This is a genomic window from Pseudomonas sp. P8_241 (assembly GCF_034008315.1).
Lineage (GTDB): Bacteria > Pseudomonadota > Gammaproteobacteria > Pseudomonadales > Pseudomonadaceae > Aquipseudomonas.
In genome coordinates this window covers 3,382,387-3,401,904 of the sequence record NZ_CP125377.1, presented here as the reverse complement: position 1 = coordinate 3,401,904, position 19,518 = coordinate 3,382,387, and the positions used below count along the sequence as shown (strand labels likewise).

Here is a 19,518-nt window from a genome sequence, read left to right as displayed (position 1 = left end):
CGCATCGCGTGATCGGAGAGTTGCAGGTCGTCAGCCAAGCCGGGCGACTCCGCCCAGGCTGGTGGCAACGAGGCCACCGTCTGCGGCTTCGACCAACGAGGTCAGAGGATCGCGCCGCGCCAGCGGCTGCTCGGTGAAGTGGGCACCACCGTCGCTACTGGCAAGGACTCGCCCACCCTGTGCGAGCAGCATCACCCGGCCATCGCGAAGTTCCACGCTGGACAGGATCGTCAATGGCGCCGATAACCCGATCGGACTGACGGCCGAGCTGCCCGGATCGATGCGGCACGCTGCGCCCAGCAGCCCGGCGCAGACAAAACCACCGTTGCGTGTGGCCGTCGCGGTGAACAAGGTGCGCTCGGAAGGCGCTGCCAGTGATTCGAAGCTGGCGCCATCGTCGCGGCTGCGCATCAGCACGCCCTGCTCTCCGGCCACCACCCAGGTCTTGTCATGGCGGGCAACGGCGTACAGATGCATGCTCATGGGATTGGGCAGGCGCTCGCGGCAAGGCGTCCAGGTCTTGCCGCCATCGTCAGTGGCGGCTGCCAGGCCAAACGCGCCCACTACCATTCCGCGCCGGGCGTCGGCGAAGCAAATCGACAGCAAGGGTTTGTCTGCACCGTCCTCCACCAGACGCTGGGCGTCCTGGATGCGGTGATCGCGGTCGGCATTGGCGGAAGGCAAGCCCCGGGCCTGTTCCAGGGCAGCCTTGGCAAGCGCCACCCCGTCGGTCTGCAGCGACCAGCTTTCGCCTCCGTCAGAGGTATGCAACACAACACCACTGTGGCCAGCGATCCAGCCCTGACGGGCATCGACGAAACTCGCCGATGTCAGGGTCACGCTGACCGGCACGTGGGCCTGCCGCCACTGCCGTCCACCGTCGTCGGACAGCACGACCATGCCGCGCTCGCCGATCGCCACCAGCCGCTCACCGGCCAGTACCACACGGGTCAGCACAGCGTGTGCGGCCCGCGGGGTCATGGTGGCCGGTTCGCTCAGCGGGCCGGACATGGCTGCCGAGGCGAACGCTGCGACTGTGGACGCCATGGACGGCGCCAGCAGCACCTGCAGACCCAGGCCCATCCCGAGCAGTAACAGCCCGCGACGCGACCCGTCGACGCCTTCATTGTTGTTGTTATTGTTATTCATACCGGTTATCTCATCAGTTTCATTGTTCAAGCGAGATACAGTTTCCTAACGGACGCCTTCTCCAGCGAGCGACTCGGGGGTGAAGATCCGGTCCGGCAACGCAGCCTTGAGGTCGACCTGTTTTTCACGAGGGAAATAGGCAGACGCGAAGTAGCCACCGCCAATCAGGTCGTAGGACATGTAGCCCGCGACGATGGTGCCTGGGCCTGCCGGGAACACGGTCGGCAGGTTGTACGTCACCTTCCACAGTTGTCCCTGTGCGTCCCAGCGTTCGCCGGCGACAGCGATCCAGGTGTCTTCATCCAGATAAACCCGCAGGCGCGGAATCACATGGCGCTGGCCGGCCTTGAGGGTGCCTTCGACCACCCAGACCCGATGCTGCTCGAAGCGCACGAAATCAGGGTTGATGGTTTGTGCGGTCATGAGCTGGTCGAGCGACGGCGCCTGGTGGTAGCTATTGGAGTTGTACGGCACGTACATTTCTTTCTTGCCCACCAGCTTCCAGTCGTAGCGGCCGATGGAAGAGGAATACACCTCGGTCTCGTCGAAGTTGAGAATGCCGCCGGCCACCGGGCTCGGTACGTCGCAGCAGGTCAGTGGCAGACGACGCACACGGCGCTGGCCGGTCAGGTACACCCAGGTTTTCGACTCGATGTCATCGATGTTGTTACGCTGCAGCAGGATCTCGCCGGCGCGGATCGGCGGGCCGAAGGTGTCGACACGGCGTACCACGATGTTGGAACCGGCGGCTTGCCATTTTTCCAGGTTGCTGTTGGGGTCGTAGTAAGGGAACGAGCTCTTCGCCACGTTCTGCGACACCGGAATCACTTTGCCCTCCGGGGTTACCCGGGCAAGGCTGGGGGTCGTCTGGTAGCTGGGCGTGGTCCATCTGAGCAAGTGGTTCCAGATCGCTTCTTCGCCATTTTTAGGGATCGGGAACGGAATGCCGCCGTAGGCGCCCTTGGGGAAAGGACCCAGTTCGCCACTGGGGTCCATGGTCGCCCGGGTCGCGTTCGCGAAGGTGTTGTCATAGACCCATTGCGGAGCCGCCGCGGTGCGCCGTGTCGGGAATACCTCGACCTTGAAGTTCGGGAACTTTTTCAACAGACCCAGGGTACCTTCAGTCAGCTTGTCCGCATACTGCGCAGCGTTCTGCGGCGTGATGGTCAGCAGCGCTTTGTCCTTGGCGAACAGGTCCGGGATCGCCGGCGATGTGTACGACGCATCGACCGGATAGCCGCCGTCCCACGCCGGAATGCTGCCATCCTTGTTGCCGGCACGCTCTGCGCCCAGCGGAGTCAGGGTAGTTTTCAGTTTGGCCGCTTCGTCAGCCGAAACGGCGGCCTGGACAGTCGGGGCCGCCAGCGTGGCGCAGGCAAGCGCAAGCACAGTCATGCGAGTGAAAATGGTCATGTTGTTTTCCCTTAGAAGGTGCGACGCAGCGACACTGAGACGAAATCACGATCTTTCAAGCTTTGCTGGAAGGTGTACGTGCCGTTGACGGTGGGATCGGTGGACGAATACACGGCGGTGTTTTCAGCGCCGTAGTAGTGGGTGTACGCCATCGAGAAGTCCCAGACAGTCAGGTAGTTGCCTGCCAGGGTGAAGGTCATGTCGCCGCCATCGTCAGGGCCCATGATCGTCACGGGCGACTTGCCATGGTTGTAGCCGACCGTGAAAGAAGGCGTCAGGTCCAGACCATCGAGCACGTTGCGTTGCGGCAGCGCAATCAAGCCACGCACCGCTGCTGCGCGTTTATCCAGTTCCGGATCCCTGGCATTGCAGTTGCTGGTGCAACTGGTCAGCTGGTTGACGGCCACTTCCATGCTGAAAGAAGGCTCGTCGGAGAGGAAGTTGCGCGGCATCGTCCAGATCATCGAGACGTTGGCGTGGGCCGTGTTGCCGATGGCATAAAACGCGTGGTTGTTGTTGTCCGCTTCCTGGGTTCCAACTTCCTGCGGCAGGCTGGTCAGTGGCGTGTCTCGACGCACCGACAGCTCACCGGCGAAGTTGACCGTGTCCACGGTCGTGGTGGCACTGATACCGTAGGTTTTGATGTCTTCCGGATACACCCACTGGTACGTGCCGAAACCGGCACCGGTGACCGGGGTCCGCCCGGCATGGGAGTACAGCACAGGCGTCTTGGCATGGTAGCGGATCGCATAGACACCAAATTCCCAATCGCCCAACTGGCTGCGCAAGCCAAGACCATATTGACCATCGTCGCTGGCCTTGATGTCTGCGCCCCGGGACAAGCCAATGCCTGGCACACCGGGTGCGAAGCGAATACGCTCGCCACCGTCGCCGATAAAGTCGTTCACCGAGAAGTAACTGCCGGCCGCAGGCAGACGGGTGGCCTCCCAATCGTACTGGTAGTAACCCATGATGGTCAGTGCCGGCGAAAACTGGATCTGGCCCGAGAACTGGCCGACCGGGCGAATGATTTCCTTGGTGGTCGATCCTGGTACCGAGGAAGCCTTGACCGCATCCACCGGAGACTGGGTGCCGGCAATGGCGTTGGAACCGAAGAACAGGCTCTCGCCCCACAGCACCGTGTGCTGACCCAAACGACCGCTGACGCGGGCTGTACCGACGTCCGCGCCGCCAAACACGAACGCATCCAGAATCTCGGCCTTGCGGCCGTGCAGGTCGCGGGTGTCATCGGTGAATTCGTTGTACGGAACAGACAGCGAGTTGTTGGTCGCCGGGGAGTCGTTGTCATTCTTGTGGTTGTAGACGTCGTCGTACCAGGCTGCACCACTGACCCTCAGGCCGTAATCTTCGCGAAAGACCAGGTCCATTTCCGACAGCAGATCGAGCCGGTTGGAAATCAGCCTGCCGCTCTTGAAGTTACGGTCGCCGTCATCGCCGTTCAGCGCTGCGGGGCCACCGCTGCGATCTGCAGGAGGGGGAGCGAACTGGGTGAGCCTGTCAGACTGGCCCTCGACGCGCATGCCGGCGGAGTACTTGACCGTGTTATCCCAGCGCAGCTTGAAGTCGGGGTTGCCCAGATCAATGGGCGCCGCCAGTGAGGAGCCAGCAGCCAGCAGACTGGTCGCAACCACCACGGACCGAAGGCTTTGGTGGTAAGAGACGTCGTGCGGTGCTGCAAATTTTATTTTTATTATTTGCATTATTGCTACCTAGAGAGATTGTGTGACGCATGAACTCCGGTTGCTGATCGGCCCGTTGCATGAACTTCGGCCAGTCACAGCGACCCACAAGAAATACCTCCCATGTTGTGTGGCACCGGCTTGAGTTCATGCACGGACGAATCGTTGTGCAGGCAACACAGAGTCGTGGTTTGAGATTGATTTCTTATCCTCAGCCCTGCTGTGTTTCTGTGTTGGACCGAGTATATGCAGGCCCTTTTCGGCATGAACAATGATAAAACTGGCTACACCGCAGCCAGATTTCTGATGGTCAAGCCGGGGTGCCGGTTCGTCAGGGAAAGGCGCAAACGCCCACGGCTGCACCCGCCGTAAAGGCGTGCAGACGGGCAAAAAAGCGACGGGGATTTGATGGGGATTTGAATGCATTGTGGCAAGGGAGCTTGCGCCCTCGCCACAGGATCCTGTGTTGAATCATGCCGTCAGATGCATCGCCATTTTGTCGAACAGCAGCTTGACCCGCGTCAATTCCAGTCGGGCCGTCGGCACCATGATTTTCACCCAGCGCTCGACCAGGGAAAACTCCTCCAGCACCGGAACCAGTTCCCCGGCCTGCAGGGCATCGGCAACGATCGGCAGTGCCAGTTGCACGATGCCGTGACCATCGCGAGCCGCAGCGCACAGATAGCCTTCGTCATTGGTGATGAGCACGGGGCGCACGTCCACCTCGATGCGGCCCTCTGGCGAGTTGAAGCTCCAGATGGAACCGGCCAGGGAAAACGTCAGGCACGGGTGATGGATCAAGTCGCGTGGATGCAGCAACGAATCGCAGCGATCGAGATAGGCAGGTGCGGCGCAGAGCAATCGCGGAAAGGGCCGGATGACCTGCTCGATGACGTCCGAATAGGCCATCTGATCCATCCCGACCGAGATATCAAAGCCCTCCTCCGCCGGATTACCGCCCCTGTCCGAGGCGATGATCTCCAGCTGCACCAGCGGATGCTCGGCACGGTAGCGGATGAACAGATCACCCAGGCCCTGGCGGATGAGTACGGCCGGTGCCTTGATCCGGATCGGGCCTTCGATGCTGCCGGGGTTGAGGATCGCACCGCTGGCCATGTCGCTGTAGGACCGCAGCAGTTGCCGGGCATGGGTCAGGTAGCTTTGCCCGGTGTCGGTCAGCGTCAGTCGCCGGGTCGAGCGGTCGAAGAAGGTGGTTTTGAAGTCCCATTCGAGCTCGTCGACCCGCTTCATGATGACCGAGGGCGAGGTATGCAAAGTGCGTGCGGCGGCTGAGAAGTTACCGGTGTCGGCGGTCACGACGAAAGCCTTCAGCTTCAACAGCATGTCCATGGTGGAGCGCTCAAGATCAAGTGGTAAGTTCAGACTCGACGGCGCGACGGATTTCGACCTTCGACCAGAGGCGGTCGTGGTGTGCCTGGCAACCTGGACCCAACGCCCCGATCTTGTTGAGCACACACCAGTGCTCAAGGTAGAAGAGCGCAAAATCCGCGATGGTCATTTTCTCGAATAGCCAGTCTTTGCCGTTGATCTGTCGTTCTGCCCGGTCGAGCCCGGCCTGGAATATTTTCAGGCCCTGGGCTTTTACCGCCGCGTGCTCTGATTCGCTCGGCGCGAATTTCTCCGGCCGGCGAGCGCGAGTGTAGCCTTGCATGTGCACGGTAGATACCAAATATTCGAGCATTTCCAGCACGCGAATCTCGCCTTCGACATCGGTCGGGATCAGTTCTCTATCGGGGTTCATGCGCGCCAGATAAAGCGCGATCACCGGGAACTCCGTGAGTAGCGATCCGTCATCGCGAATCAGCGCGGGGACTTTGCCCTTGGGATTGATCTGCGTGTACGCCTCGAACTCCGGCGTCCCCGGACGGGCCGCCTTCTCGATCTCGAACGGCTTGCCGATTTCAGCGAGCAAGGCATGGATGCCGATCTGGCAGGCACCGGGCAGGAAATACAGTTTCATGAAACGCTCCATAAACGATGGGGAAATGGCGACGCGGCGTCGCTACACGATGAAAGTTTCGAGGACGCCGATACCGTCCACGCCCGCTTCGACCCGGTCGCCAGGCTTGAGGTACCACGGGTGTGGATCGGGCTTGTGGTGCAAGGCCACGCCTTCGGGCGTACCGGTGCTGATCAGGTCGCCGGGCACCAGGCCGAAACGCGACCAGAACGCGACCATCTCGGGAAAACCGAAGATCAGGTCACGGCAATCGGAGTGCTGGCGCAGTTCGCCATTGACCTTGAGCCACAGCACCAGGCCGTTCGGGTCCGGCACGTCGTCGGCAGTGAGAATGTAAGGGCCAATCGGGCCGAAGCCGGGGAAGTTCTTGCCCAGCATGATCATGCCGTTCTGCATCTCGCGAAGCTGCCATTCGCGCGCCGACAGGTCATTGAAAATGGTGTAGCCGAAGATGGCGTTGGCAGGGTCGATGTCGCTGTCGGCATCAATCGCCTTGCCCAACACCAGTGCGATCTCGACTTCGTAGTCGAAAGCGAGCACGTCATCGGGCCGCTTCACCTGACTCTTGTGCGGGACCAGCGTGCGCCCGAGCTTGACGAAGCCCGTTGGAAAGTCGCTGTGCAACTTGCTGGCATTGGCGGTATCGCCCTTCATTGACTCCAGCTTGTGCCGGCCAAAGTTGCGGCCGGCGCAGAACATGGATTTTTCCGGCACAGGCGTCAACCACTCGACGGTGTCCGGGTCATCCATCCATAGCGGGTCCTGGCGCTCCGCTGCCCAGGCGAGCAACTTGCGCGTGGCGTCCATCGCCGCCGCGCCACCCTCAATCAGTGCCATGACCGACGCTGGCGTGACCGGGCCATTCCGGACAGCGGCCGCCTTGGCGACATCGACCAGAAGCTCCCGTCCCGTTACAGCGGTGACGATGCCGAGCCGCTCCGGGCCCGCGGCAGATTGGTAGCGTGCGATTTTCATGGGTCGAGCCTTGCCAGCAGGTGTTTGAGCAGTTGCACTTCGCTCGGGTCCAGCTTGCCTTGCACATCGGCCTCGCTCGACTTGCGGATGGCGATAAGTTCCAGGACCGCGAGGCGACCTGCGGCGGTCAACCTGACAGCGACTCGACCGTCGCCGGGATCAACCTCCTCCAGCAATCCACGCTCGATGAGGTTCTGCACGATGGCGGCGGAAATGCCCTGGCCGCGAACCTTCTCGCTGCGCGCCACGATCTCAGGCATACACAGGCCGTCCTCACGCCCGATGATGCTCAGCACGGCGTACTCCTCGGCAGTCCACTGCCGGGATTCGAGCTTTTCAATCACGCTCTGGCGGGTGCGCAAGTAGGCATTGGAGACCTGGTACAGCAAATCATCGGAGGACAGGTTGCTGAACTCGTCCGCCGACTCGACAGAGGCAACGGTTTGCTTGGGCAGCAGCATGCCGTATCGGCCGCCGTGGAACACCAGGGGCTTGCGCGCCGAGTGGCCGAAATCGACAATCTCGCCGACGAAGATCACATGATCGCCACCCTCGTACTGATAGGCCAGCTTGCAGGTGAAACGGGCCATGCAGTCCGCCAGCAGCGGAACACCGTCGGGCCCGCGTTCAAGCGTCAGCCCCTCGAAGCGGTCAATGCCCTTGCTGGCAAAGCGCGACGACAGCGCCTCCTGATCGGCAGACAGGATATGCACGGCGAAATGCCCGCTGTTGCGAAACGCGTCCATGTTCAAGGAGGTCCGCGCCAGGCTCCAGAGCACCATGGGCGGGTCCAGCGACACCGAGGAGAAGCTGTTGGCGGTCAAGCCGATATCCACACCGCCCGGCCCGGCCGTGGTCACAATGGTCACACCGGTGGCGAACGAGCCGAAAGCGTCGCGCAAGGCGCGGCCGTCGAAGCCTGGGTCCGTCTTGGCGGGTTCTGTTTTTGTTGTTGTCTGCGTAGTCATTCTGAGTGCCTCCAATCTCTCGTTCGAAACCGCCCCCGCTGCGTCGGGGGCCAGTGCTCCGGCCCCCGGCAACGTTACTTGGCGGCTCTGGCGCGTGCCTTGTCCGCCAGGTAGGTCTCAAGGGTCACCAGCGGGCCGCGCTGGTGGTCCAGTTCTTTGGTGGCAATGCCGCTGAACGCGGTCGTATCGTTGAACCAGCATTCCTGCGGCGGCAGGCCCCAGCGCAGCGACAGGCCGGGCTTGCGCACATCCCACGCAACCGGCTCGACCTCGATATCGATCAGCAGATAGTGATCGCAGAACAACTCCACCCGATGTCCATCGGGATCGCGCAGATACACGAACAGCACACCCGCCGGGCCATGGCGGCCAGGTCCGCGCTCGACCACATCGCCCATGCCCAGGTTGCCGGCGATGTCGCAGGCGCGCAGGATGCTGTGGGAGTCGGAAACGGTGTAGGCGAAGTGATGCAGGCGCGGACCCGGGTTTTCCAGGAATACGATGTCCTGTGTCCCGGGTTTGCGGAACATGAAGGTCGCTATCAGCTTCTCGTCCAGGGCCATGTATTCGGAAATGCGGAAGCCCATTTCTGCATAGAAATCGGTCTGTTCCTGCACATTCGGCACCTGGATCTGGTAGTGGTCGAAGCGCATGGCGGCGCCGCCCTTGAAGTCCTGGAACTGCGTGTACACACGGGGCGTCGTCGACATGGTGGCGCACAGTTGCACCGGGGTGCCGGCCGGGTCGTTGACCAGCAGCGTGCGGCCCTGGTGCGGCACTTCGATCCAGCGTGCCGGCAGGCCTTTGGAGCGGTAAAAGTGCTCGGCCTTGTCCAGTTCCTCTTCGGTGTAGACCCGGAAGCCGATCGCTTCGGCTTCATGGTCGCCGCTCTTGCGCTTAATCACCAGGCTGTGGTGGCACACCTCTTCCAGACCGCGGAAATACAGGGTGTCGGCATCCCGCTCGGTCAGCACCAGGCCAATGACCTGCTCGTAAAAATCGCGGCTGGCTTCAAGGTCGCGGGAGGTAATGACGGCGTGGCTCGAACGGGTGACATTGAATGGTGGGTAATAGACCGGTTTTGGCAGTGGCATGGTAAGTCTCCTGATGTCTTTTCAGAGCCGAGTGAAATCGGCCTCGTTGCTCAACTCGAGGGGGCCAGTCAAGCGACCGGTCATGTTGTACCAACCAATATTGAACAGCAGCGCCATGCTCTGCTTCGGGCCGAGACGGTGGTAAACGTCTTCCCAGACCCCGGTGCTGACCTGGGCTGGCGCACGGGTGGCATCGCGGGACAAGCGCAGTACCGCCTTCTCGAGGTCGGAGAACAGCGGGCTCTTTTCAAAATCCCACAGCGCGAGCATTTGCTCCTTCGCGACGCCTTCCTTGATGGCCCGATTCCAGTGGGGGTCGTGTTCGTATTGGGTGCCCATGGTCTGGCACGCCATCACGATGGCCATCTCGCGCAATTTCGGATCGATGCCGTAGCCTTCGCGGACCGCGTCGGCCATGGGGATGAAGACCTCGAGGATCTCCGGGCAGATGGCCAGGGTCCGAAAGATCTGCGCGTTCGGTGCGTGACCACGCTTGGCCGCCAGCAGCGCGAAGGCTTCCGGCTCTTCGTCCGGCGTGGGCAGGTGAATACGAGGCATACAGAACTCCACACATTATTGTTGTCTGTCAGCGGCCGCAGCGTGGCTACGGCCCCTGCGATCAGCGGCCGTTGATGCGCCGGTCCCATTCGCCATTGCGATCCAGGAACGCCCACACACGGTCTTGCGCCTCGCGGGCGCCCGGGTAACGCTCGCCGCGCATCTGGGCGTTGCGCCATGGATCACCGGAGAAGAACTTCTCGTACAGGTTCTGACGACCGGCAAAGGACGAGCAGGAGGCATCCCAGGCCAGGCGCAACAGCTGCATCTTGCGTTCGGCCGGGATGTCGGCACCGGCGCAATAACGCTCGATGGCCGGACCGTTTTCGCTGTAGAGATCCTCGACCGTCGGCGCCACGACCACGTTGCCGGCGCCGAGCAGTTGCAGGATTTCCAGGGCGCGGGCATGCATCGCCGGGTACTGCGCGCGCACCACATTGAGCGGTTGCTCATAAGGCACCACGGTGCCGCCAGGTCCTGGAATACAGTCGATTTCCGCCACGCGAATCAGGGCGCGCAGGGTCTCGACATAGGCCACCAGCTCGGACAGTTGCACCATCACGTTGGGGAAACGACTGTGGTTCACTTCCGTCAGGTTGTAGGCAATGCCCAGCAGAAACTCCATCTTGGCCAGCGAGCGCGTGGCCGACTGGTGCGAACCGTGGGGGCCGGAAGGCGATTTCATGGCCGACTCAACGGCCTTGATGCTGCGGTACATGAACACGCGTTCCCACGGAATGAACGCTTCGTCAAACCACAGCACCGCGTCCATCTCATCCATCCGCGCCGAGAGCGGGTCGTTGGCAAACCGGCCCGTGGTGGGGAACGCGGGACGGCAGATCATCTTCATCCCGGGGGTGTCGATGGGGCAGGCAAAGCCGACCGCGTAAGCCTCGGCATCTTCCACCAGGGGGAATTTTGCCGCCGCCGGCATGATCAGCACTTCGTTGGCCAATGGGCCCAGGGTGGCGACCGAACGCGCGCCGGACACGTAGATGCCGGCATCGGATTCGCGCACGACGCGCATCACCATGTCGCCTGGCTGTTCGAACATCTGCAGGCGTTTGTCGATGTCCGGCGAAACCAGTGAGTGGGTCAGTGCCAGGTCGTTTTCGCGAATGAATTCGTGGTACTTCAGGATGTTCTGGCTGAATCGCTCGCCACCCGCTGCGAACAGTTCGTGCGCCGAGGCATGGGCGCTGACCATGACGTTCAGGAAATCAGGGGTGCGCCCCATCATGCCGCCTACTGCATCCATCCAGGTCTTCATCATTTCCCGGCGCAGACGCAGGTCTTCGGCAGAGCGCGGCAGCATGAACGAGCGACCGACACGGGCGCCGGAGGTTGGCGAGACAAAGGTCATTTTGTCCTGCAGGGCTGGCTCGCACTGGATGTCATAGAGGTCGGCGATGGATTGAACCGCGCCACGGAAACGGCGATCCACCGTCACATCCTTGATGCGCTCGCCATCGATCCAGACGGAACGACCGTCTTTGAGAGAGTCGATGTAATCAGCCCCGCTGCGTACTCCGACCCGGGCTCCACTCATGGCAGTTGATTTTTTGTTTGCGTTATTTTCCATGGGTACTGCTCCTGCATTTGTAACGTTTGGCCTGAGGCGGGATGACCGCCGCAAGTAAAATTCGGCTGCTGTTTCCACACCTCGATAGTATTGAGAGAGGCCTGTTTTAAGAATTTGTCATTTGGACCAAGAGCTGTTCCAAAATAGAAAAGAGCAACCGGCGTCAGAGGCCAAACTCTGCCGCCAGCGCGAGAATCCGCGCCGCCCGTGCCATGACCGGCGCATCGATCATGCGGCCATCGAGCACCACCACGCCGCCGCCGGCAGCCTCGGCCAGCCGGGACACGGCCTTCGCCCATTCGATGTCCTGAACCGAAGGCGTGAAGGCCGCAGCGGCTTCGATCACCTGGCTGGGGTGGATCAGCAACTGGCCACTGAAGCCGTGGCAACGGGCACGCGCGGCGTACCTGGCCAGGCCCGTCTGGTCGCCGATCGCCGTGTACACCCCGTCCACCGGGGCCGGCAAGCGGGCCCGCTGGCTGGCGAGGACCAGCATGGCGCGCCAAGGCAGGAACACCAGTTCCTCGGGGTCTGACTCGTCGGGTATCAGGTCGAGCTCGACCGCCAGGTCCAGCTTGCCGAACATCAAGCGCGCGCACCCCCGCGCCGCGGCGATTTGCGCCAGCGCTTCGAGGCCCTGCCCGGTTTCGATAATGCACAACACCGGTTTGCCGCTGATGTCATGGGCGTGTTCGACCTGCGCAGCGCTGTCGGCCTTTGGCAACATCACGCCGGCGATGCCGGAGTGGCGACAGGCCGCCAGGTCATCCTCATGCCACACCGTGTCCGCGGCATTGATGCGCACGGTGACCCGCTCTTCAGGGTGGGCCTCCAGCCAGGTCAGCAAGGCCAGTAGCGCGGCCGGCTTTTCGGCTGGCGCTACCGCATCCTCGAGATCGACCACGACCACGTCGGTGCCGCTGGCCAGCGCCTTGGCAATGCGTTCCGGACGGTTCGCGGGTACGAAGAGAAAGGTTCGCGCACGACCCAGGTTCAATTGTCGGATCGCCATCACACCACCTTCCTTTCGCGCAGATCATCGGCGCGGTCTGTGTAGCCGAGTTCGCGCAGGATCGCGGCGGTATGCTCACCCAGTGCCGGTACCGGCCCCATGCGGGCGGGATGATCACCGCCCATGCCCGGCGGTTGCAGCGCGGGCACGGGCCCGGCGGGCGTATCTACGCTGGTCCAGCGCTTGCGCGCCTCGAGTTGCGGATGCTTCCAGATGTCGCTCATGGTGCTGACGTTCGCGTTGGCAATGTCGGCAGCATCGAGGCGAGCCATGACCTCTTCGGCGGAGAACCCGGCGAAGCTCTGCTCGATCAGTGCGCTGACGGCATCACGGTTGGTGGTGCGTAGTGCGTTAGTGGCGAACCGCTCATCGGTGGCAAGGGCTGCATCGCCCAACAGTTTTTCGCAGAACACCGCCCACTCACGCTCGTTCTGCAGGCCGAGCATGACCGTGCGGCCGTCGCCTGCGCGGAATGGCCCGTAAGGATAAATGGTCGCGTGGGACGCGCCGGTGCGCCGCGGTGGCGCCTGATCCTTGTAGGCGTAGTACATCGGGAAGCCCATCCACTCGACCATCGCATCGATCATGGCGATCTCGATGCGCCGGCCACGCCCGGTTTTGCCCCGCTCGATCAGGGCGCCGAGGATGTTGGTGTAGGCGTACATGCCCGCCGAGATGTCGGCGATCGAAATACCGGCCTTGACCTGATCCTCCGGCGTACCAGTGATCGACAGGAAGCCCGACTCGCTCTGGATCAACAAGTCATAGGCCTTCTTCTCGGTATACGGACCGCCCTCTCCATAACCCGAGATGTCACATACGATCAGCCGTGGATTTTTCTCCGAGAGCGCTTCGTACGACAGCCCCATGCGTGCGGCTGCGCCTGGCGCCAGGTTCTGCACCAGCACGTCGGCCTCGGCCAGCAACTGCATGAGAATTTCCTGGGCCTCGGGTTGCTTGAGGTCCAGGGTGAGGCTTTCTTTCGAGCGGTTGACCCAGACGAAGTGCGAGGCAAGGCCGTCGACGCGATCGTCATAGGCGCGGGCAAAGTCGCCGCTGCCAGGGCGTTCGACCTTGATCACACGGGCCCCCTGGTCGGCGAGATGACGCGTCGCCAGGGGCGCGGCAATCGCGTGCTCGAGGGAGACCACTGTGATGCCTTCGAGTGGAAGTACCGGTTTGCCAGTCACCATGTCAGGTTCCTCAGAAAGAGCGCGGCAGCCCGAGCAAGTGCTCGGCGACGTAGGAGTAGATCAAGTTGGTGGAGATCGGCGCGACCTGGTACAGGCGGGTCTCGCGGAACTTGCGCTCGATGTCGTATTCGTTGGCGAAGCCAAAACCGCCGTGGGTTTGCAGGCAGACGTTGGCCGCTTCCCACGAGGCCTTGGCCGCCAGGTACTTGGCCATGTTGGCCTGGGCACCACAGGGTTGGTTGGCGTCGAACAGCTGGCACGCCTTGAAGCGCATCAGGTTGGCCGCTTCGATCTCGATGAAGGCGTCGGCGATCGGGAATTGCACGCCCTGGTTCTGGCCGATCGGACGGTCGAACACCACGCGCTCATTGGCGTATTTCACGGCGCGTTCCATGAACCAGTAGCCGTCGCCGATGCATTCGGCGGCAATCAAGGTGCGCTCGGCGTTGAGCCCGTCGAGGATGTATTTGAAACCCTTGCCCTCCTCGCCGATCAAGTTCTCCTCGGGAATCTCCAGGCTGTCGAAGAACAGTTCGTTGGTCTCGTGGTTGACCATGTTGGGGATCGGCTGCACGGTGAGGCCCTTGCCGATCGAGTCCTTGAGGTCGACGATGAAGATCGACATGCCCTCGGACTTGCGCTTCACTTCGGTCAACGGTGTGGTGCGCGCCAGCAGAATCATCAGGTCGGAGTGCTGCACCCGCGAGATCCAGACCTTCTGGCCGTTCACTACATAGCGGCCGTCTTTCTTCACCGCATTGGTCTTGATCTTGGTGGTGTCGGTGCCGGTCGTCGGCTCGGTGACCGCCATCGACTGGATGCGCAATTCGCCCGAAGCGATCTTCGGCAGGTACTTTTCCTTCTGCGCCCGGCTCCCGTTACGCAGCAGCGTGCTCATGTTGTACATCTGGCCGTGAACGGCGCCGGAGTTGCCGCCCGAACGGTTGATCTCTTCCATGATCACCGACGCTTCGGTCAGGCCCAGGCCCGAGCCGCCGTACTCTTCGGGGATCATCGCCGAGAGCCAGCCGGCACCGATCAAGGCGTCGACAAACGCCTCGGGGTAGGCACGCTGCTCGTCAATCTTGCGGAAATATTCGTCCGGAAACTCGCTGCACAGAGCACGTACGGCGTCGCGGATTTCCTGGTGTTCGTCAGGGGTATAGAGCATGGTCATAGCGATTTTCCTGTCCTGTATTAGGCAATTGCGGCACGGCAGTGCCCTTGGCGCTCCCTCACGGAGGCACCTTTTGAATCGGTAAGTGGGCTGGCTGATCAGTCGAAGGTGACTTCAGCCTTCATCGCTAGGCGCCCGTCGCAGTCGGTCCACAAGTCGGCGCTGTCCGGGCCGGTGAACTGGCCGCACAGATCAAAGTCCGCCGTATCGAAAAGCGGGCCGACTGCACGGAACACGAAGCGTCGAATGCGTTTGGCCGGGTGCGCAGCGCGAAAGGTTTCGAGCAACAGCGTGGCGGCCAGTGGACCCTGCACGACGAGACCGGGATAGCCCTCTTCGCGCGTCGCGTAGGCCTGGTCGTAGTGGATGCGGTGGCTGTTGAACGTCAGCGCCGAGTAACGGAACAGCAACACCGGGTCGGGGTGAATACGCTGACGCAATGCTGCGCTGCCACGGGCCTGTTCACCGGCGAGGGTCGCACCTGGCGGGGCTGGCTGGCGGTAGACGATGTCCTGCTCCTCCACCAGACACACGCCACGCTCGCTTGAAACTGTGTGCTCCACAGTCACGAACACCAGTTCGCCATTGCGTCCGGTCTTGCGCTCGCAGCGCGCAATGCGGGAAATCCGCGTGACGGCCTCGCCGACCCGCAGCGGCTGCTCGAACGTCAGGCGACCGCCCGCCCACATACGGTTGGGCAGGTCCACCGGCGGCAGGAATCCGCCGCGTTTGGGATGTCCGTCGGTACCGATTTCGCTGGCCCGAGCGTTGGGCGTGAAGTACACCCAATGCCACAAGGGCGGCAGTTCGGCTCCCTCTTCCAGGGTTTCGGGATCACGATCGAGCGTGGCGGCCAACGCATGGGCAACCCGTTGATCGATGCGGTCGGTACGCAGTTCCCCCCGGCCCACCCATTGGCTTAAGTCAACCGTGGTTGCCTCTTTGCAGTCGTTCATTGTTATCTCCTGCGTCACCTGTTTTTGTTTTATGTCCCGTGGGGTCGGTCTCTCGGCGTCGATCCCGAGGCTATTGACCCGCAGCCTGAGGGGCCGAGATAGCGTCCAGCGCAGCGACCGCATCGGCCGGCAAAACCAGCGATGCGATCGCGAGGTTTTCATGCAGATGAGCGACCGAAGAAGTGCCGGGGATCAGCAGGATGTTCGGTGAGCGTTGCAGCAGCCACGCCAGCGCGACCTGCAGCGGCGTGGCACCCAGGCCATTGGCGACTTCGGACAGCGTCGCTGACTGCAGCGAGTTGAATCCGCCCAGTGGAAAGAACGGGACGTAGGCGATGCCGTCTTTGGCCAGGGCGTCGATGAGCGTGTCATCAACGCGATGCACCAGGTTGTAGTGGTTCTGCACGCAGGCAATCTCGACGATGTCGCGACCTTCCTGCACCTGCGTGGCCGTCACGTTGCTGAGGCCGATGTGGCGCACGAGCCCTTGTCGCTGCAGCTCGGCGAGTGCCTGGAGCGGCGCGGCGATGGAGCCTTCCGCCGGCCCCTGGGGGCTGAGCATGACGCGAAAGTTCACGACATCGAGGGCTTCCAGGCCGAGGTTGCGCAGATTGCCCTCGACCGCCCGCACGAGATCATCCGGCTCGCAGGCTCGAATCCATGACCCGTCCGTGCCACGGCGTGCGCCGATCTTGGTGACGATCAGCAGGTCCTCGGGATAGGGTGCCAGCGCTTCGCGAATGAGTTGATTGACGACCTCAGGGCCATAGTAGTCGCTGGTGTCAATGTGGTTGACGCCTGCCGCCACCGCCGCGCGCAAGGTGGCGAGCGCGCTGGCCGTGTCCCGCGACGGCCCGAACGCGCCGGGCCCCGCGAGTTGCATGGCGCCGTAACCGAGCCGCTTGATGATGCGGCCGCCAAGAGAGAATGTACCCGCTCTTTCGATCATCTGAATTCTCCGTCTCTGGTCATGACTATTGCTGCGCCTTGAAGGCTGAATATTCCTTGCGCACGAAGTCCTCGAAGCTGGCCGGTGCGCGACCCAACAGCCACGACAGGACATTGGGATTACCGAGGAAATCGTGGTGGCTGTAGCGTTTCTCGATCGACTCGCTGACCCGGGCCTGATGGGCAAAGGTCACGGGATCGCCACTGCCGAACCGGGCACGGACGAATGCCGCCATATCAATGCGTTCGACCTGGATCGGGCGCTCGAGCACATCCGAGAGCACCTGCCCGATATCGTGTGCGGTGAACCGGCCTGGCCCCACCAGCTCATAGGTGGCTGCGCCATGGAGTGCCGGCTGTGCGAGCACCATGGCAGCGACCTCGGTCACATCGTCCAGATCGACCATCGATTGGAAACGATCCAGCGCCCAGGACAAACGGAACACGCCCTCTTCGAACACCGGCTTCATGCGTGTCGCCAGCATGTAGTTGGCCGGTTGCAGAATGGTGAACTCCAGTCTGGAGGACAGCAGGTGCTCCTCGATGTCCCGCTTGATTTCATGCTGGACCAGGTCAGTGGTGATGGCATGCAGCACCGAGCTGAAGACGAAGTGCCCTACCCCTGCTTCCCGTGCCGCATCCACGATGTCGAAGCCGATCGCCCGTTCCGCCGGGTGCAGCGTCGGGCCGATGTGGTAGATACTGGCGACGCCGCGCACCGCGTCACGAATGAACGCCGGATCTGCCAGATCGCCCACCAGCACCTCCTGCACACCCAGTTTTTTCAGGGTCTCGGCCGAGGCATTGCTGCGCACGCAGGCACGTACGTGATGTCCTGCGGCGAGCAAACGGGGCAGCAGCCGCTTACCCTGATTGCCGTTGGCCGATGTGACGAGAATCGTGGCTGGAACACTGGTCATAGAGGTTAATCCCACTCTGGTCGATAGCAAGGCGAGGCGCTGAAGACGCGTCCTGCCCATGTATTTTTATTGTTTACTTCGAGTGCATCCCCATCAGGCGTCTCAGCGACGTGCCGGCGGCAGGTCGGTGCAACTGCCATGGGCGACTTCCGCCGCCATTCCTACCGTTTCACCCAATGTCGGATGCGGGTGGATGGTCTTGCCGATATCCACGGCGTCGGCGCCCATTTCGATGGCCAGGCAAACCTCACTGATCAGATCCCCGGCACCGGTGCCAACAATGCCGCCGCCCACCACGCGCCGGGTCTCGGCATCAAAGAGTAGTTTGGTGAAGCCTTCATCACGACCGTTGGCAATCGCCCGTCCCGACGCAGCCCATGGGAACACTGCGACCTCGACCTTGACGCCCTTGTCCTTGGCTTCCTGCTGAGTCAGGCCGGCCCAGGCCACCTCCGGATTGGTGTAGGCAACGCCGGGAATCTGCAATGCATCGAAGCGGCTGCGGGCCAGTTCTGGATTGTCCGAGGCCTCGCCTGCCGCCACTTCAGCGGCGACGTGGCCCTCGTGGACGGCCTTGTGGGCCAGCATCGGCTGGCCAACAATGTCCCCGATCGCGAAGATGTGCGGCACGTTGGTGCGCATCTGCTGGTCCACGGCAATGAATCCGCGCTCACCGACATTGATACCCGCCTTGTCGGCACCGATCTGGTCGCCATTGGGTTTGCGGCCGACCGCCACCAGGACCAGGTCATAGCATTGCGGCTCCGTGGGGGCTTTTTCACCTTCGAAGGTCACCCAGATGCCCTGCTCGCCGGCCTCGGCTTTCACCGTGCGGGTTTTCAACATCACCTGATCGAAACGGTGGCTGTTGTGCGTCTCCCAGACCTTGACCAGGTCGCGATCAGGCCCCTGCATCAAGCCGTCCAGCATCTCCACCACATCGATGCGCGCGCCAAGGGCTGAATAGACGGTGGCCATTTCCAGGCCGATAATCCCCCCGCCGACCACCAGCATGCGCTTGGGCACTGCCTTGAGTTCCAGGGCGCCGGTGGAGTCGACGATGCGCGGATCCTTCGGCATGAACGGCAGCTTGACGGCCTGACTGCCGGCGGCAATCACGCACTGTTTGAAGCGAATGACCTTCGTTTCGCCGGTCTGTGTCCGGCCGGAACCGGAGGAAACTGCCACCTCGATATGATGCGGATCGAGGAAGCGCCCGACGCCACGCACCACGTCGACTTTTCGGCCCTTGGCCATGCCGGCAAGCCCAACCGTCAGCTTGCTGACCACCGACTCCTTGTGGGTGCGCAATTTGTCGATATCCACCTTGGCCGCACCGAAGTCGATACCCAGGGCTGCCAGATGCGGTGTCTCCTCCATCACCGAGGCGACGTGCAGCAATGCCTTGGAGGGGATGCAGCCAACGTTCAGGCACACGCCGCCAAGCGAGGCGTAACGCTCCACCACAATGGTCTTGCGGCCCAGATCCGCCGAGCGAAAGGCGGCGGAATAACCGCCGGGGCCGCCACCCAGGACGAGCACGTCGCATTCCATATCAGCGCTGCCGGCGTGGCTGGAAGCCGTTGCGGGCGCGGGTGTCGGCGATGGCGCTACGACAGGAGGTGGTGCAGGCCGGGCTGCCACGTCATTCGACTCCAGCGTCAACAACACCGCGCCTTCGGCCACTTTGTCGCCGATTTTGACCAGCACTTCCTTGACCACACCGGCGCCCGAAGACGGCACATCCATGGTCGCCTTGTCGGACTCCAGCACGCAGATGGCTTGATCAACGGCAACCACATCGCCGACCTTGACCAACACCTCGATCACCGGCATGGCGGCAGCGTCGCCGATGCCTGGCATCTTCACTTCAATAACCTGACTCATGGGCT

At 62.3% G+C, this 19,518-nt stretch carries 17 protein-coding genes; all 17 read right to left on the bottom strand.

Going from position 1 to position 19,518, the window contains the following annotated elements; all coding sequences use genetic code 11:
* Nucleotides 1-30: 30 nt before the first annotated feature.
* The 17 genes from QMK58_RS15475 to lpdA all read right to left on the bottom strand — a co-directional run bounded on the left by QMK58_RS15475 (nucleotide 31) and on the right by lpdA (nucleotide 19,513).
* The gene (locus QMK58_RS15475; protein WP_320394974.1) at nucleotides 31-1,149 is read right to left on the bottom strand and encodes a WD40/YVTN/BNR-like repeat-containing protein; all 1,119 of its coding nucleotides are present in this window, start codon (nucleotides 1,147-1,149) and stop codon (nucleotides 31-33) included.
* 45 nt (nucleotides 1,150-1,194) lie between these two features.
* A complete protein-coding gene (locus QMK58_RS15470; protein WP_320394973.1) occupies nucleotides 1,195-2,562 on the bottom strand; it encodes a DUF1329 domain-containing protein in 1,368 nt (455 codons plus the stop codon).
* Nucleotides 2,563-2,573: 11 nt separating this feature from the next.
* A complete protein-coding gene (locus QMK58_RS15465) occupies nucleotides 2,574-4,283 on the bottom strand; it encodes a DUF1302 domain-containing protein (RefSeq protein WP_320394972.1) in 1,710 nt (569 codons plus the stop codon).
* A gap of 450 nt (nucleotides 4,284-4,733) precedes the next feature.
* On the bottom strand, nucleotides 4,734-5,612 hold the full coding sequence (locus QMK58_RS15460) for a LysR family transcriptional regulator (protein ID WP_320394971.1): 879 nt from the start codon (nucleotides 5,610-5,612) through the stop codon (nucleotides 4,734-4,736).
* 16 nt (nucleotides 5,613-5,628) lie between these two features.
* Complete coding sequence (locus tag QMK58_RS15455) at nucleotides 5,629-6,243, bottom strand: glutathione S-transferase family protein (protein WP_320394970.1); 615 nt, start codon at nucleotides 6,241-6,243, stop codon at nucleotides 5,629-5,631.
* Nucleotides 6,244-6,285: 42 nt separating this feature from the next.
* On the bottom strand, nucleotides 6,286-7,218 hold the full coding sequence (locus QMK58_RS15450; protein ID WP_320394969.1) for a fumarylacetoacetate hydrolase family protein: 933 nt from the start codon (nucleotides 7,216-7,218) through the stop codon (nucleotides 6,286-6,288).
* Nucleotides 7,215-8,186 carry a flavin reductase gene (locus QMK58_RS15445; protein WP_320394968.1) on the bottom strand — a complete coding sequence of 324 codons (972 nt, stop codon included), beginning with the start codon at nucleotides 8,184-8,186 and terminating at the stop codon, nucleotides 7,215-7,217. The genes QMK58_RS15450 and QMK58_RS15445 overlap by 4 nt, the downstream gene beginning before the upstream one ends.
* Before the next feature lie 74 nt (nucleotides 8,187-8,260).
* A complete protein-coding gene (locus tag QMK58_RS15440; RefSeq protein WP_320394967.1) occupies nucleotides 8,261-9,280 on the bottom strand; it encodes a VOC family protein in 1,020 nt (339 codons plus the stop codon).
* A 21-nt stretch (nucleotides 9,281-9,301) separates the two neighbouring features.
* Nucleotides 9,302-9,838: a carboxymuconolactone decarboxylase family protein gene (locus QMK58_RS15435; protein WP_320394966.1), complete on the bottom strand. Its 537-nt coding sequence runs from the start codon at nucleotides 9,836-9,838 to the stop codon at nucleotides 9,302-9,304.
* 61 nt (nucleotides 9,839-9,899) lie between these two features.
* On the bottom strand, nucleotides 9,900-11,420 hold the full coding sequence (locus QMK58_RS15430) for a 4-hydroxyphenylacetate 3-hydroxylase family protein (RefSeq protein ID WP_320394965.1): 1,521 nt from the start codon (nucleotides 11,418-11,420) through the stop codon (nucleotides 9,900-9,902).
* Nucleotides 11,421-11,583: 163 nt separating this feature from the next.
* Nucleotides 11,584-12,432: a CoA ester lyase gene (locus QMK58_RS15425; protein WP_320394964.1), complete on the bottom strand. Its 849-nt coding sequence runs from the start codon at nucleotides 12,430-12,432 to the stop codon at nucleotides 11,584-11,586.
* Nucleotides 12,432-13,625: a CaiB/BaiF CoA-transferase family protein gene (locus tag QMK58_RS15420; protein WP_320394963.1), complete on the bottom strand. Its 1,194-nt coding sequence runs from the start codon at nucleotides 13,623-13,625 to the stop codon at nucleotides 12,432-12,434. Before QMK58_RS15420 ends, QMK58_RS15425 begins: the two co-directional genes overlap by 1 nt.
* 10 nt (nucleotides 13,626-13,635) lie before the next feature.
* Complete coding sequence (locus QMK58_RS15415) at nucleotides 13,636-14,796, bottom strand: acyl-CoA dehydrogenase family protein (protein WP_320396540.1); 1,161 nt, start codon at nucleotides 14,794-14,796, stop codon at nucleotides 13,636-13,638.
* A 104-nt stretch (nucleotides 14,797-14,900) separates the two neighbouring features.
* Entirely contained in the window at nucleotides 14,901-15,758 is an 858-nt protein-coding gene (locus QMK58_RS15410) for a MaoC family dehydratase N-terminal domain-containing protein (protein WP_320394962.1), read from the bottom strand.
* A gap of 70 nt (nucleotides 15,759-15,828) precedes the next feature.
* The gene (locus QMK58_RS15405; protein ID WP_320394961.1) at nucleotides 15,829-16,707 is read right to left on the bottom strand and encodes an aldo/keto reductase family oxidoreductase; all 879 of its coding nucleotides are present in this window, start codon (nucleotides 16,705-16,707) and stop codon (nucleotides 15,829-15,831) included.
* A gap of 25 nt (nucleotides 16,708-16,732) precedes the next feature.
* Nucleotides 16,733-17,626 (bottom strand): SDR family oxidoreductase, encoded by an 894-nt coding sequence (locus tag QMK58_RS15400; protein ID WP_320394960.1) that lies wholly within the window; start codon nucleotides 17,624-17,626, stop codon nucleotides 16,733-16,735.
* Between the two features lie 102 nt (nucleotides 17,627-17,728).
* A complete protein-coding gene (lpdA, locus tag QMK58_RS15395; RefSeq protein WP_320394959.1) occupies nucleotides 17,729-19,513 on the bottom strand; it encodes a dihydrolipoyl dehydrogenase in 1,785 nt (594 codons plus the stop codon).
* Nucleotides 19,514-19,518 lie beyond the last annotated feature (5 nt).

What these genes read in the sequence shown, in the direction of transcription:
- QMK58_RS15420 (WP_320394963.1), bottom strand. Translation starts at nt 13,625, where the DNA reads ATGGTGACTGGCAAACCGGTACTTCCACTCGAAGGCATCACAGTGGTC.
- QMK58_RS15400 (WP_320394960.1), bottom strand. Translation starts at nt 17,626, where the DNA reads ATGACCAGTGTTCCAGCCACGATTCTCGTCACATCGGCCAACGGCAAT.
- QMK58_RS15435 (WP_320394966.1), bottom strand. Translation starts at nt 9,838, where the DNA reads ATGCCTCGTATTCACCTGCCCACGCCGGACGAAGAGCCGGAAGCCTTC.
- QMK58_RS15430 (WP_320394965.1), bottom strand. Translation starts at nt 11,420, where the DNA reads ATGGAAAATAACGCAAACAAAAAATCAACTGCCATGAGTGGAGCCCGG.
- QMK58_RS15410 (WP_320394962.1), bottom strand. Translation starts at nt 15,758, where the DNA reads ATGAACGACTGCAAAGAGGCAACCACGGTTGACTTAAGCCAATGGGTG.
- QMK58_RS15405 (WP_320394961.1), bottom strand. Translation starts at nt 16,707, where the DNA reads ATGATCGAAAGAGCGGGTACATTCTCTCTTGGCGGCCGCATCATCAAG.
- QMK58_RS15450 (WP_320394969.1), bottom strand. Translation starts at nt 7,218, where the DNA reads ATGAAAATCGCACGCTACCAATCTGCCGCGGGCCCGGAGCGGCTCGGC.
- QMK58_RS15440 (WP_320394967.1), bottom strand. Translation starts at nt 9,280, where the DNA reads ATGCCACTGCCAAAACCGGTCTATTACCCACCATTCAATGTCACCCGT.
- QMK58_RS15475 (WP_320394974.1), bottom strand. Translation starts at nt 1,149, where the DNA reads ATGAATAACAATAACAACAACAATGAAGGCGTCGACGGGTCGCGTCGC.
- QMK58_RS15465 (WP_320394972.1), bottom strand. Translation starts at nt 4,283, where the DNA reads ATGCAAATAATAAAAATAAAATTTGCAGCACCGCACGACGTCTCTTAC.
- QMK58_RS15470 (WP_320394973.1), bottom strand. Translation starts at nt 2,562, where the DNA reads ATGACCATTTTCACTCGCATGACTGTGCTTGCGCTTGCCTGCGCCACG.
- QMK58_RS15425 (WP_320394964.1), bottom strand. Translation starts at nt 12,432, where the DNA reads ATGGCGATCCGACAATTGAACCTGGGTCGTGCGCGAACCTTTCTCTTC.
- QMK58_RS15445 (WP_320394968.1), bottom strand. Translation starts at nt 8,186, where the DNA reads ATGACTACGCAGACAACAACAAAAACAGAACCCGCCAAGACGGACCCA.
- QMK58_RS15460 (WP_320394971.1), bottom strand. Translation starts at nt 5,612, where the DNA reads ATGGACATGCTGTTGAAGCTGAAGGCTTTCGTCGTGACCGCCGACACC.
- QMK58_RS15455 (WP_320394970.1), bottom strand. Translation starts at nt 6,243, where the DNA reads ATGAAACTGTATTTCCTGCCCGGTGCCTGCCAGATCGGCATCCATGCC.
- lpdA (WP_320394959.1), bottom strand. Translation starts at nt 19,513, where the DNA reads ATGAGTCAGGTTATTGAAGTGAAGATGCCAGGCATCGGCGACGCTGCC.
- QMK58_RS15415 (WP_320396540.1), bottom strand. Translation starts at nt 14,796, where the DNA reads ATGCTCTATACCCCTGACGAACACCAGGAAATCCGCGACGCCGTACGT.